The sequence below is a fragment of the Mesorhizobium sp. M5C.F.Ca.ET.164.01.1.1 genome (genome assembly GCF_004792125.1).
Lineage (GTDB): Bacteria > Pseudomonadota > Alphaproteobacteria > Rhizobiales > Rhizobiaceae > Mesorhizobium > Mesorhizobium wenxiniae.
The window spans coordinates 799,213-812,182 of sequence record NZ_SRTG01000001.1 but is presented as its reverse complement, the minus strand read 5'-3'; the positions used below and the strand labels follow the sequence as shown (position 1 = coordinate 812,182).

Sequence of the window (12,970 nt, the reverse complement as noted above, 5' to 3'; positions counted from 1 at the left end):
TCATCCGCCTGCCGGCACCTTCTCTCCGTATAGAGTCGGGGAGAAGGGAGAAGCTCCGGCGCTGACGCCCCCCTCTCCCCGTCTTTCACGGGGAGAGGGTAAGAGCGAGGGGCAGCGCGGCCGTTGAAAGCAATCGCAAGAACCTGATCGGCGGGGACCGAACGCATGGCCGCAGCACCGAAACGACCGTTCCGCTGGCATATCGTCGTCTTCCTGGCGCCGGCGGTGCTGGTCTATACGGCGATCATGATCCTGCCGCTGGCCGGTACGCTGCAGCTCTCGCTGTTTCGCAACATCGACCAGGCTCAGGTCTTCGTCGGGTTCGAAAATTTCCGCAGGCTGTTCGGCGATCCCAACTGGTCGATCAATTTTTGGAACGCACTGCGGAATAACGTCTGGTTCTTCATCATCCACATGGTCGTGCAGAATCCGATCGGCGTCCTGCTGGCCGCACTGCTGTCCAGCCCGCGGCTGAAATTCTCCGCCTTCTACCGCACAGCCATCTTCGTGCCGACGATCCTCTCCTTCGTCATCGTCGGCTTCGCCTGGAAGCTGATCCTGTCGCCGTTGTGGGGCGTGGCGCCGGATCTGATGGATCTTGTCGGCCTCAAAAGCCTGTTCACGCCGTGGCTGGGCAAGGAGCAATATGCGCTGACCACGCTCAGCCTGATCTCGGTGTGGCAGTTCGTCGGCATCCCGATGATGCTGATCTATGCGGCATTGCTGTCGATCCCCGAGGAGGTGATCGAAGCGGCCGAATGCGACGGCGTCACCGGCATGTCTCAGTTCTGGAAGATCAAGCTGCCGCTGATCCTGCCGTCGATCGGCATCATCTCGATCCTGACCTTCGTCGGCAATTTCAACGCCTTCGACCTGATCTACACCGCGCAAGGCGCGCTGGCCGGGCCGAACTATTCGACCGATATCCTCGGCACCTTCCTCTACCGCGCCTTCTTCGGTTTCCAGCTGCAGGTCGGCGATCCCAATATGGGTGCGGCGATCGCCACGATGATGTTCCTGATCATCCTTGGCGGCGTCTGCGTCTACCTGTTCCTCGTCCAGACGCGCCTGCGTCGCTACCAGTTCTGAGGCGCCAGACATGAGCACGGCAACCAGGTCCCTGCCCCGCACCATCGGCGCCCATGCGGTGCTGTTGACCTACACGGTGATCGCGCTGTTTCCGGTGATCATCGTCATCGTCAATTCGTTCAAGTCGCGCGGCGCGATCTTCGGTACACCGCTGGCGCCGCCGACCCCGAAAACCTTCGACCTCATCGGCTACACCACCGTGATCGGGCAGGGCGATTTCATCCACTATTTCCAGAACAGCCTTGTCGTCACCGTCGCTTCGCTGTTCTTCGTGCTGCTGTTCGGCGCGATGACCGCATTCGCGCTGTCGGAATACCGCTTCCGCGGCAATTCGCTGATGGGGCTTTACCTGGCGCTCGGCATCATGATCCCGATCCGCCTAGGCACCGTCGCCATCCTGCAGCTGATGGTGGCGAGCGGGCTGGTCAACACGCTGACGGCGCTGATCCTGGTTTATACGGCGCAAGGCCTGCCGCTGGCCGTCTTCATCCTGTCGGAATTCATGAGGCAGGTGTCCGACGATCTGAAGAATGCCGGGCGCATCGACGGCCTGTCAGAATACACCATCTTCTTCCGGCTGGTGCTGCCGCTGGTCCGGCCATCGATGGCGACGGTCGCGGTCTTCACCATGATCCCGATCTGGAACGATCTGTGGTTCCCGCTGATCCTGGCGCCGTCGGAGGAGACCAAGACGGTGACGCTCGGCGCCCAGCTGTTCCTCGGCCAGTTCGTCACCAACTGGAACGCTATCCTGGCCGCACTGTCGCTGGCGATCATGCCGGTGCTGATCCTCTACGTCATCTTCTCGCGGCAACTGATCCGCGGCATTACTTCGGGAGCGGTCAAGTGAGCGCCGAAAAACCTCTTCGCGTCGTCGTCGGCGGCCTCGGCAATATGGGCCGCAGCCATGCGCTTGCCTATCACACCAATCCGGGCTTTGAGATCGCGGCTCTGGTCAACCGTTCCGACGTGCCGTTGCCGGCCGGGCTTTCAGGCTATGGCATCAGGCGTTCCTTCGACGAGGCGCTGCACGACGAAAGGCCCGATGTCGCCTGCATCGCCACCTATTCCGACAGCCATGCCGACTATGCGGTGAGGGCGTTGGAGGCCGGCTGCGATGTCTTCGTCGAAAAGCCGCTGGCGACGACGGTCGCGGATGCCAAACGCGTCGTCGCCGCGGCCAAGGCCAACGGCAGAAAACTGGTGATCGGCTACATCCTGCGCCATCACCCGTCCTGGATCAGGTTGATCGCCGAGGCGCGGAAGCTCGGCGGCCCTTACGTGTTCCGCATGAATCTCAACCAGCAATCCTCCGGCCATAGCTGGCAGACGCACAAGCAGTTGATGCAGACGACATCGCCGATCGTCGATTGCGGCGTGCATTATCTCGACGTCATGCTGCAGATCACCGACGCCCGGCCGGTCGAGGTGCGCGGCATGGGGCTGAGGCTGACCGACGAGATAGCGCCCACAATGTACAATTACGGTCACCTGCAGGTGCTGTTCGACGATGGTTCGGTCGGCTGGTACGAGGCCGGCTGGGGGCCGATGATCTCGGAAACCGCCTTCTTCGTGAAGGACGTGATCTCGCCCAATGGCTGCGTGTCGATCGTCATGAAGGAGGGCGTCAAATCCGACGACATCGACACCCACACCAAGACCTCGACCATCCGCCTGCACAGTGCGCAGACCGGCGCGGACGGCAAGTTCGCCAAGCCGGATGAGATGCTGTCGATGGAAGGTGAGCCCGGCCATCAGGATCTCTGCGACCGCGAACAGGCCTTTCTGCTCAAGGCGATCCGCGAGGATATTGATCTAACCCGCCATATGGACGACGCGGTGAAGTCGCTCGCCGTCTGCCTTGCCGCCGACGAGAGCGTGCGCAGCGGCGCCCCAATCAGACTCTAGACCAGTCAAACTCTAGAACAGGGACGAAGCCGTGGGCTCACTGAACATCGAGAATGTGAAGAAGGCCTTTGGGCCGGTCGAGGTGCTGAAGGGCATCAACCTCGAAGTGACCGACGGAGAATTCGTCGTCTTCGTCGGCCCCTCCGGCTGCGGAAAATCGACGCTGCTCAGGGTCATCGCCGGGCTGGAGGATTCGACGTCGGGGCGCGTGGTGATCGACGGGGCGGACGTCTCCGCAACCCCGCCGGCCAAACGCGGCATCGCCATGGTGTTCCAGACCTACGCGCTCTACCCGCATCTGACGGTGAAGAACAATATGGGCCTCGGCCTCAAGCAGGCGGGCACGCCGGCGGCCGAGATCGACCGCCGCATCGGCATCGCCTCCTCGATGCTGTCGCTGGAACCCTATCTCTCGAGGCGGCCGGCCGAGCTGTCAGGCGGCCAGCGCCAGCGCGTCGCCATCGGCCGCGCCGTGGTGCGCGAGCCCAAGCTTTTCCTGTTCGACGAGCCTTTGTCGAACCTCGATGCAGCACTGCGCGTCAACACCAGGCTGGAGATTGCCCAATTGCACCGCCGGCTGAAGGCGACGATGATCTATGTCACCCACGACCAGGTCGAGGCGATGACGCTGGCCGACAAGATCGTCGTGCTCAACGCCGGAAAGATCGAGCAGATCGGCGGACCGATGGAGCTTTATAATTCGCCGGCGAATGAGTTTGTCGCCGGCTTCATCGGCTCACCGAAGATGAATTTCGTCGACGGCGCCAAGCTTGGTGAGACGGCCAAGACCATCGGCGTCCGTCCCGAGCACCTGACGGTCGATGCGAAATCCGGCGCCTGGAAAGGCACGGTCGTCCATGCCGAGCATCTCGGCGCCGACACCAACCTCTATCTCGACTGCGAGAAGGCCGGGCTGATCACCGTGCGCATTTTTGGCGTCTACAACGCCGAACCGGGAGCCACGCTTTATGCGACGCCGGATCCGGCAAAGACCTACCGGTTTGCGGCCGACGGGAAGGTGCTGAAGTAGCTGGTGCCGACTTCCCTTCTCCCCTTGTGTGAGAAGGTGGCCGAGCGAAGCTCGGTCGGATGAGGGGTGTTGGAAGGATCGCTACACTGAAGGCGTAAGCGACTAAAATCCTTCGATGTTTTCTCGCCGCGTTTCTTCCAGCACCCCTCATCTGTCTCGGCGCTACGCGCCGATCCACCTTCTCCCACAAGGGGAGAAGGAAGAGCGCTTATAAATCCGCCTTGAACGTCTGCTTCTGCATGCCCAGCCCTTCGATGCCGAGCTCGACGATGTCGCCGGGCTTCAGGAACACTGGCGGCTTCATGCCGAGGCCGACGCCGGGCGGCGTGCCGGTCGAGATGATGTCGCCCGGATGCAGCGACATGAACTGGCTGAGATAGGAAACCAGGTAGGCGACGCCATAGACCATGGTCTTGGTCGAGCCGTTCTGCATCGTCTTGCCGTTGACCTTCAGCCACATCGGGATGTTCTGCGGGTCTTTCACCTCGTCCTTGGTGACCAGCCACGGGCCGATCGGCCCGAATGTGTCGCAGCTTTTGCCCTTGGTCCACTGGCCCTGCCGTTCGGCCTGGAAGGCGCGTTCGGACACGTCGTGTGCGACGCAATAGCCGGCGACATAATCCAGCGCCTCGGCCTCGGTAACATATTTCGCGGTCTTGCCGATAACCACGCCAAGCTCGACCTCCCAATCGGTCTTCACAGAGCCGCGAGGGATCAGCACGTCGTCATCAGGCCCGACGATGGCCGAGCTCGCCTTCATGAAGATGATCGGCTCCGGCGGCACCGTGGCGCCGGTCTCGGCGGCATGGTCGGAATAGTTCAGGCCGATGCAGATGAACTTGCCGGTGCCGGCGACGCAGGCGCCGATGCGCGGCTTGCCGGAAACCGCCGGCAGCGATTTCGGATCGAGCTTCGACAATGTCTCAAGCGATGCCGGGTCGAGCGCCTTGCCGGCAATGTCGGTGACATGGGCGGAGAGGTCGCGGATCGTCCCATCCGCATCGAGCAGGCCGGGGCGTTCGCTCCCCGCCTCGCCATAGCGCAGCAGTTTCATAGAATTCTCTCCTTGATTGAGGTGAGCTTAAATCGACCAGCCACCGTCGATATTATAAGCCTGCCCCGACGTATAGGTGGCGCCGGCCAGATAGACGGCGAGATCGGCGATTTCCTCGGGCGTGCCGAGGCGGCCCATCGGCTGGCGGGCGATGAAGGCAGCGCGGGCTGCCTCGTAGTCGCCCTGCGCATGCATGCGGTCCTCCAGAGACGGGCTTTCGACCGTGCCCGGGCAGATGGCGCTGCAGCGTATGCCCTTGCCGACATAATCGGCGGCGACCGATTTGGTCAGGCCGATGACGGCCGCCTTGGTCAGCCCATAGACGAAGCGGTTGGGCACGCCCTTGGTCGAGCCCGCCAGCGACGCCATGTTGATGATCGAGCCGTCGCCGCGCTCGAGCATGCCGGGCAGCACGGCGCGTATGGTGCGGATCATCGAGCGAACGTTGAGATCCAAAGCAAAGTCGAGATCGGCGTCCTTCATCTCGAGGATCGAGCCCGAATGGACGAAGCCGGCGCAGTTGAACAGCACATCGACGGCCCCGATCTCGGCGAAGGCCGACGTCACGGCCTCGTCGTTCAGCACGTCGAGCTTGCGGGTCTTGATGCCAGCCGTCTTGCCTAAGTCGGCGAGCAGCACCTCGTTGATGTCGGTGGCATGGACGACAGCGCCCGCCCTGGCGAAAGCCAGCGCGCTCGCACGGCCGATGCCTTGTGCCGCCGCTGTGACGACAACGATCTTGCCTGCCAGATCCGCCATGCTTTTCTCCTCGCCTGTCCGCGATCGCCCGGTTTACCGGCTCAAGGCCAAGGCGCAATGTGCCAGACGGACGCTAAACATGCCGCCTATTCGGATGTTCGTCTGCAGGCCAAATGTTTTTTCTCGGTAATGAACATCTTTTGGCCCGTCAAGCCCGAATGCTTCTCGTCCGACGCAGCGCGCAAGGCGACCGTTCAATCGCCGTAGGGCACCCAGACGTTCTTGACCTCGATGGCACGGCGCAGGAGGGCATCGCCGGCGGCCTCTACCGACGCCCAGTCGAGGCTGCGACCGTTGCCTGTCCAGACGCGCTTGAGATTGCCGACAGAGTCGGCTTCGGCCTTGGCGCAGGTCTCGGCATCGGCGAATACCCAGAGCCCGTCGACATCGTCATGCCTCGCCAGCACGCCGGCGAGCTCGGCGCTGCGGCCGGTGACGATGTTGATGGCGCCGTCCGGAATGTCGGAATATTCGATGACCTGATAGAGATCGGTGGCGAGCAGCGGATATTTTTCCGAAGGCACCGCGACCACAGTGTTGCCCATGGCGAGCGCCGGCGCGAGCAGCGAGATCAGGCCAAGCAAGGGCGCGTTGTCGGATGCCACGATGCCGACGACACCGACCGGCTCGTGCAGCGCCAGCGTGACGGCGCGGGCCGGCGGCTGGTGGACGCGGCCCTCGAACTTGTCGGCCAGGCCGGCATAGAGGAACAGCCGCTCGATCGACTGGTCGACCTCTTCGCGCGCGGCCTTGGCGGTGGCGCCAGTAAGCTCTGTGAGACGCGCGGCAAACTCGTCGGCACGACCGGACAGGTTCTCGGCCAGATAGTAGAGCACCTGGCTGCGATTGTAGGCGGTTGCCTCCGCCCAGCCCTTACAGCCACGTGCAGCCGCGACGGCGTCGCGGATATCCTTGCGGCTGCCGAGACCGACCTCACCGGCAAGCTTGCCCTTGGCACTGGCTGTCGCCAGCGAATAATTGCCGTCCGGCCTGACCTGCTTGCCGCCGATAAACAGCTTTGCCGTGCGGTCGATGGCGTCGCCTTCCGATCGCTCGACAGGCTGGGTCGTAGCCGTTGCCCGCTTGACGACCGGGCCGACCGGCAGTTTTGCCGAGAGGTATTCGAACATGCCCTCGCGCCCGCCTTCGCGGCCAAAACCACTTTCGCGGTAGCCGCCGAAGCCGCAGGCGGCGTCGAACATATTGGTGCCGTTGACCCAGACGACGCCGGCCTTCAATTGCGGCGCGACGTGCAGCGCAAGGTTGACGTTCTCGCTCCACACCGAGGCGGCCAGGCCGTAGCGCGTGTTGTTGGCGAGCTCGATTGCTTCCTCAGTGTTGCGGAAGGTCATGGTCGCCAGCACCGGGCCGAACACCTCCTCCTGCGCCAGGATGTTGGCCGGCGAAACGCCTGTCGCCAACGTCGGCAGATGGTAATAGCCGGAGGACGGCAGAGCCACGTCCGGCTGCCAGCAGACGGCGCCCTGCTTGGCGCCTTCGGCGACCAGGCCCTTGACGCGATCGAGCTGGGTCAGGTCGACCAGCGGGCCGATATCGGTGTTCTTGTCGAGCGGGCTGCCGACACGCAACCGGCTCATCCGCGTCTTGACCTTGGCGATGAAGGCCTCGGCGATGCCTTCCTGGACCAGCAGGCGCGAGCCGGCGCAGCAGACCTGGCCCTGATTGAACCAGATGCCGTCGACCAGTCCCTCGACGGCGCTGTCGAGATCGGCGTCCTCGAAGACGACGAAGGCCGACTTGCCGCCAAGTTCCAGCGATAGTTTCTTGCCCGACCCGGCAGTGGCTTTGCGGATGATCTTGCCGACCTCGGACGAACCGGTGAACGCGATCTTCTGGACGCCGGGATGATTGACGATGGCCGCACCTGCCTCCGGCCCGCCCTGGACGATGTTGACGACGCCTTTCGGCACGCCGGCGCGCTCACATATCTCGGCGAACAGGATGGCGGTAAGTGGCGTGAACTCAGCCGGTTTGAGCACCACGGTGCAGCCCGCGGCGAGCGCCGGCGCGATCTTCCAGGCCAGCATCAAGAGCGGGAAGTTCCAAGGGATGATCTGGCCGACGACACCGACGCCCTTCTGATCCGGAAAATCCTTGTAAAGCGCCTGCGCCCAACCGGCATGATGGATGAAATGGCGGATAGCCAGCGGCACGTCGATGTCGCGGCTTTCGCGGATCGGCTTGCCGTTGTCGATCGATTCCAGCACCGCGAACAGCCGCTGGTGGCGCTGCATAGCGCGGCCGATCGCGTAGAGCGCTTTGGCTCGACTGTAGCCGGAACTGGCGCTCCATCTAGGCAGCGCTTTTGTGGCGGCCGAAACCGCCGCATCGATATCGGCAGCACCGGCATCCGAGACCTTGGCCAGCAATTTGCCGGAGGCGGGATCGCTGGTGTCGAAGGTGTTGCCGCCGCTGGCTGCCTTCCAGTCGCCGCCGATGAACAGCGCTTTGGAAAAATCGCGCGCGGCGAGCCACGCGTCGGCCTCGTTGCGGGCTTCCGGCGCCGGGCCGTAGTCCATGGCGTGATAGTGTTCGAGAATGTTCATGGAGCGCTCCTCTTCAGCGAGGCAGGCGATCCTTCGCGCCCCCCTCTGTCCTGCCGGACATCTCCCCCACAATGCGGGAGATCGGACTTCATGTTTGGCTGCGGCCATTCTGCAACGTCAGCAGTTGGCGAAATCGCCGATGACAGCCAATCTCCCCACGAGTGGGGAGGACAGAGGGGGCGCGACGGAACTCTACGTTCAAAGCTAGGTCCGCCCTACGCCATCGCGTGGCGATGATTGGCCGAATAGTGACCGGTCAGATGGTGTTCGAGCTGGCGCTCGATGTCGGTCAAAAGGCTCGACGCACCGAAGCGGAACAGGTCTGGCTCCAGCCATCGCCGGCCAAGCTCTTCCTTCATCAGCACCAGCCAGTCGAGCGAGGCTTTTGCCGTGGAAATGCCGCCGGCAGGCTTGAAGCCGATGAGGTAGCCGGTTTCCTTGAAATAGGCGCGGATGGCGCGCACCATGGCAAGGCCGACCGGCAGCGTCGCGTTGACGCTTTCCTTGCCGGTCGAGGTCTTGATGAAATCGGCGCCCGCCATCATCGCCACCATCGACGCCAGCATGACATTGCGCAGCGTGGCGAGGTCGCCGGTGCCGAGGATGACCTTGAGATGCGCCTCGCCGCAGGCGGCCCGCATCGAGACGATCTCGTTATAGAGTTCCTGCCATTTCGCCCCGAAGACCAGCCCGCGCGGAATGACCACGTCGATCTCGTCGGCGCCGTCGCTGACCGAGGCTTCGATCTCCTGCAGGCGCGTCGAAAGCGGGGTGAGGCCGTGCGGGAAAGCGGTGGAAACGGCGGCGACATGGATGCCGCTGCCGCGCAGCGCATCGACGGCGGTGGCGACGAAGGGATGATAGACGCAGACCGCCGCCGGGCGGATCCTTTCACCTGCAATGCCGAGGCCTTCGACGATGTCGCGGCGGAACGGATTGACCGCCTTGGCGCAGAGCCGGCGGACGCGCTCGTCGGTGTCGTTCGAGTTCAGCGTGGTCAGGTCCATGCAGGCGACGGCGCGCAGCAACCAGGCCGCCTGGTTGTCGGCCTTGATCGAGCGTCGTTTGGTCAGGCTGGCGACACGCCGTTCCAGCGCCGAGCGGTTGACGCTGCGCATCGATTCCATGAAGCCGAGATCGAGTTTCATGCCGGGATTGCGGCCAATGCCGTGCGCTTGCGACACCGGCGCGTTGGCGGCGGTGCGCGCCGGCAGCGGCGTGACCTTGGACGCGCCCAACCTGTCGGCACCGAGATCGGCCTCGCGGATTGTGCTGCTCATCTCCTGCCCCTTTGTTCAGCGACGTCCACCGAGAATAGCCCGCGAAGCAGCGCTTCACGAGTCCTTCAAGCGGTCATAGTTGAAAAAGGCCGCGAAAGCAGCAGATTTTTGACCGTATGGTCAAACCCGCTTGAGGCGGGCGCCGAAGCGCCCCGCCGTCTCAGCCGACGAAGGCGCGCTCGACGACGAAGCTCGCCGGATGATGCAGCGAGCCTTCCTGGAAGCCGAGGCTTTCGGCCAGTTCCTTGACGTCCTTCAGCATATGTATCGACCCGCAGATCATGATGCGGTCGGTCTCAGGGTCGAGCTTGTCGATGCCGAGATCGGCATAGAATTTGCCCGAGCCGATCAGCGCGGTGATGCGGCCCATGCGCTCGGAAGTTTCGCGCGTCGTCGAATTGTAGAGCGTGACGCGGCCGCCGGTCAGCTCGCCGATCAGCGGATCGTTCTCCAGCTCTGCAACCAGCTCCTGGCCGTAGGTGAGTTCGGCATTGTCGCGGCAGGTGTGGGTCAGGATCACCTGCTCGAATTTTTCATAGGTGTCTGGATCGCGCAGCAGGCTGGCGAAGGGCGCGATGCCGGTGCCTGTCGAGATCATGAAAAGGCGCTTGGCCGGGGTCAGCGCGTCGACCACCAGCGTGCCGGTCGACTTCTGCCGCATGATGACGGTGTCGCCGATCTCGATCTTCTGCAGTTGCGAGGTCAGCGGGCCGTCCGGCACCTTGATCGAGAAGAATTCCAGTTCGTCGTCCCAGGCAGGGCTGGCGATCGAATAGGCGCGGAACACCGGCTTTTCGGCGTTGGGCAGGCCGATCATGACGAATTCGCCGGAGCGGAAACGCAGCGACTGCGGCCGGGTGATGCGGAACGAAAACAGCCGGTCGGTATAGTGCTTCACCGAGACGACGGTTTCGGCATAGACATTGGCCGGAATTGGGAACTGCAGCGGCCGGGCGCCGGCGGTGTTGAGCGCGGATGTGGTGTTCATCAAACCTAACCTTCTGGCCAACCCGAGGGCGCTGACGCCAAACCTTCTCCTGCGCGCCCGAACCGATCAGGTCCCGGCGTGCCGTTTGCACGGTAAGCTCTTGTCTCCCGAATTTATTAGTATACAAATGATCTTTGCGTCAAGACACCAGCGTGAAACACCTTTCCAAACTGACACATATCAGTAGTCCTGATATTTCGGGTTTCGACAATGAAAGAGAATTTTTCGGCGCAGACGCTGGATTCCCTGGGCAGCGTCGTCGCCGGCATCGATGTCGGCGGAACCTTTACCGACCTGCTTCTGATCGACGGCCGGGACGGCGGCCGGGTCCACATAGCCAAGACCCCGACCACGGTCGACAACCAGGCCTTCGGCGTCGTTTCGGCGCTCAGTACCACCGGCTTCCCCATCCGCGGCATCGACCTCATCGTGCACGGCACGACCACCACCACCAACGCGGTGCTCGAACGCCGGCTGGCCAAGACCGGCATGATCACCACGCGCGGCTTTCGCGACGTCATCGAGCTAGGCCGGCGAACGCGGCCGCAGCCCTATGGCATGACAGGCAGCTTCGTCCCGATCATTCCGCGCAATCTGCGGCTCGAAGTGTCGGAGCGCGTGGAAGCCTCGGGCGCAGTGCGCATCCCGCTCGACGAAGCCGAGATGCGCGCGGCCGTTTCAGAATTGATCGAGGCCGGCTGCGAATCCCTCGTCATCCATTTCCTGCACTCTTACGCCAATCCGGCGCACGAGCGGCGCGCGGCCGAAATCGCGTCCGAGCTCTGGCCGAACGGCTACATCACGACAGGCCATGCGCTGCTGTCGGAAGCACGCGAATTCGAGCGCGGCGTCACCGCTTCGGTCAATGCCTCGGTGCAGCCGATCCTCGAGCGCTATGTCGAACGGCTGCGTAGGGAATTGGGATCGCAAGGCTACGCTCGCGACTTCCTGATCATGAACGGCAATGGCGGCATGATCTCGGCCCGCTTTGTCACACGTGAATCGGCCAAGACCGTCATGTCGGGTCCGGCCTCCGGCGTCATCGCCGCCGCCTATACGGGAAAACGCGCCGGCTTCGAAAACCTGGTCACCTACGACATGGGCGGCACCTCGACCGACGTGGCGCTGATCCGCAATGCCGAACCGGCGGTGTCGAACGAGATCGAGATCGAATACGCGATGCCGATCCATGTGCCGATGGTGGCGGTGCACACGGTCGGCGCCGGCGGCGGCTCGATAGCCCGCGTCGATGCGGCCGGCCTGATCCAGATCGGCCCGGAAAGCGCCGGCGCCAATCCCGGCCCGATCTGCTACGGGCGCGGCGGCAGCGAGCCGACCATCACCGATGCCAATCTGGTGCTCGGCCGGCTGGCGCCGAAAAAGCTGCTTGCGGTCGAAAATCCGGTCACCGTCGAACACGTCACCGGCATATTCGAGGACAGGATCGGCCGCCCCACCGGCCTGTCCGGCGTCGAGGCGGCGGGCGCGGTGCTGCGGCTCGGCAACATCAAGATGGCCGGCGCCATCCGCATGGTCTCAGTGTCGCGCGGTCACGACCCGCGCGATTTCGCGCTGTTCGCCTTCGGCGGCGCCGGGCCGCTGCATGCGACGGCGCTGGCGCGCGAGCTCGGTCTGCCCAAAGTGCTGGTGCCGGCGCGGCCGGGCATCACCAATGCGCTCGGTTGCGTTGTCGCCGATCTCAGGCACGATTTCGTCAACACGGTCAACCAGCCGGTCGCAGGGCTCGGTGAAGACCAATTTCACGCTGTATTGGAACGGCACCGAAACGAAGGCGAGGAGCTGATCGGCAAGGAAGCGGTGAAGCCGGAGACGATCCGCGTCACCCATTCCGCCGACATGCAGTTCGTTGGCCAGACCCACATCATCAACGTGCCGCTGCCTTCGTCCGCGGTGACACGTGAAACATTGCAGCAACTGTTCGAAAAGGCCTATTTCGCCCGCTTCAAGGTCGAGCTGCCGGAAATCCGCGCCAATCTGGTCAACCTCAACACCTCGGTGACCGGCGTGCGGCCGGCGATCGATCTGTCGCGATTGATCGACCCGGCAGGGCGCGCCAAAACGCTGGCCGAAGCGCGGCGCGAAATCCGGCCGGTCTGGTATGGCGGGCGCTGGCACGACACGCCGGTCTACAGCAGGGAGAAGCTGCCGCTCGACGCGGTTATCGACGGGCCGGCGATCCTCGAACAGATGGACGCGACCACCGTGCTCGAGCCCGGCGACCGGGCGCGCTCGGACGCCGACGGCAACATCATCATCGACATCGGTGAGGCCTGA

Annotated in this window: 10 protein-coding genes; 5 read left to right on the top strand and 5 right to left on the bottom strand. The window is 63.6% G+C overall.

What is annotated here, in order from left to right; genetic code table 11:
* The first annotated feature begins 165 nt into the window (after positions 1-165).
* Genes EN807_RS03875 through EN807_RS03860 form a run of 4 tightly spaced genes read left to right on the top strand, consistent with a single transcriptional unit; the run spans position 166 to position 4,027 of the window.
* Positions 166-1,089 carry a sugar ABC transporter permease gene (locus EN807_RS03875; protein WP_135933951.1) on the top strand — a complete coding sequence of 308 codons (924 nt, stop codon included), beginning with the start codon at positions 166-168 and terminating at the stop codon, positions 1,087-1,089.
* A gap of 10 nt (positions 1,090-1,099) precedes the next feature.
* A complete protein-coding gene (locus EN807_RS03870; protein ID WP_135933950.1) occupies positions 1,100-1,939 on the top strand; it encodes a carbohydrate ABC transporter permease in 840 nt (279 codons plus the stop codon).
* The gene (locus EN807_RS03865; RefSeq protein ID WP_135933949.1) at positions 1,936-2,997 is read left to right on the top strand and encodes a Gfo/Idh/MocA family oxidoreductase; all 1,062 of its coding nucleotides are present in this window, start codon (positions 1,936-1,938) and stop codon (positions 2,995-2,997) included. Before EN807_RS03870 ends, EN807_RS03865 begins: the two co-directional genes overlap by 4 nt.
* 31 nt (positions 2,998-3,028) lie before the next feature.
* Positions 3,029-4,027, top strand: coding sequence for an ABC transporter ATP-binding protein (locus EN807_RS03860; protein ID WP_135933948.1), 999 nt, complete (start codon positions 3,029-3,031; stop codon positions 4,025-4,027).
* 208 nt (positions 4,028-4,235) lie between these two features.
* On the opposite strand, the gene EN807_RS03855 is transcribed toward EN807_RS03860, so the two are convergent.
* The 5 genes from EN807_RS03855 to EN807_RS03835 all read right to left on the bottom strand — a co-directional run bounded on the left by EN807_RS03855 (position 4,236) and on the right by EN807_RS03835 (position 10,675).
* Positions 4,236-5,081: a fumarylacetoacetate hydrolase family protein gene (locus EN807_RS03855; RefSeq protein ID WP_127320292.1), complete on the bottom strand. Its 846-nt coding sequence runs from the start codon at positions 5,079-5,081 to the stop codon at positions 4,236-4,238.
* A gap of 27 nt (positions 5,082-5,108) precedes the next feature.
* Positions 5,109-5,840: an SDR family oxidoreductase gene (locus EN807_RS03850; protein WP_135933947.1), complete on the bottom strand. Its 732-nt coding sequence runs from the start codon at positions 5,838-5,840 to the stop codon at positions 5,109-5,111.
* A gap of 194 nt (positions 5,841-6,034) precedes the next feature.
* Positions 6,035-8,407 carry an aldehyde dehydrogenase family protein gene (locus EN807_RS03845; protein WP_135933946.1) on the bottom strand — a complete coding sequence of 791 codons (2,373 nt, stop codon included), beginning with the start codon at positions 8,405-8,407 and terminating at the stop codon, positions 6,035-6,037.
* Between the two features lie 215 nt (positions 8,408-8,622).
* Entirely contained in the window at positions 8,623-9,687 is a 1,065-nt protein-coding gene (gene deoC / locus EN807_RS03840; protein WP_135933945.1) for a deoxyribose-phosphate aldolase, read from the bottom strand.
* A 160-nt stretch (positions 9,688-9,847) separates the two neighbouring features.
* Complete coding sequence (locus tag EN807_RS03835) at positions 9,848-10,675, bottom strand: ferredoxin--NADP reductase (protein WP_135933944.1); 828 nt, start codon at positions 10,673-10,675, stop codon at positions 9,848-9,850.
* A 210-nt stretch (positions 10,676-10,885) separates the two neighbouring features.
* On the opposite strand from EN807_RS03835, the gene EN807_RS03830 reads away from it, so the two are divergent.
* Positions 10,886-12,970 carry a hydantoinase/oxoprolinase family protein gene (locus tag EN807_RS03830; protein WP_135933943.1) on the top strand — a complete coding sequence of 695 codons (2,085 nt, stop codon included), beginning with the start codon at positions 10,886-10,888 and terminating at the stop codon, positions 12,968-12,970.

Coding starts and splice junctions, on each gene's coding strand:
- EN807_RS03855 (WP_127320292.1), bottom strand. CDS start 5,081: ATGAAACTGCTGCGCTATGGCGAGGCGGGGAGCGAACGCCCCGGCCTG.
- EN807_RS03830 (WP_135933943.1), top strand. CDS start 10,886: ATGAAAGAGAATTTTTCGGCGCAGACGCTGGATTCCCTGGGCAGCGTC.
- EN807_RS03875 (WP_135933951.1), top strand. CDS start 166: ATGGCCGCAGCACCGAAACGACCGTTCCGCTGGCATATCGTCGTCTTC.
- EN807_RS03835 (WP_135933944.1), bottom strand. CDS start 10,675: ATGAACACCACATCCGCGCTCAACACCGCCGGCGCCCGGCCGCTGCAG.
- EN807_RS03850 (WP_135933947.1), bottom strand. CDS start 5,840: ATGGCGGATCTGGCAGGCAAGATCGTTGTCGTCACAGCGGCGGCACAA.
- EN807_RS03870 (WP_135933950.1), top strand. CDS start 1,100: ATGAGCACGGCAACCAGGTCCCTGCCCCGCACCATCGGCGCCCATGCG.
- EN807_RS03845 (WP_135933946.1), bottom strand. CDS start 8,407: ATGAACATTCTCGAACACTATCACGCCATGGACTACGGCCCGGCGCCG.
- deoC (WP_135933945.1), bottom strand. CDS start 9,687: ATGAGCAGCACAATCCGCGAGGCCGATCTCGGTGCCGACAGGTTGGGC.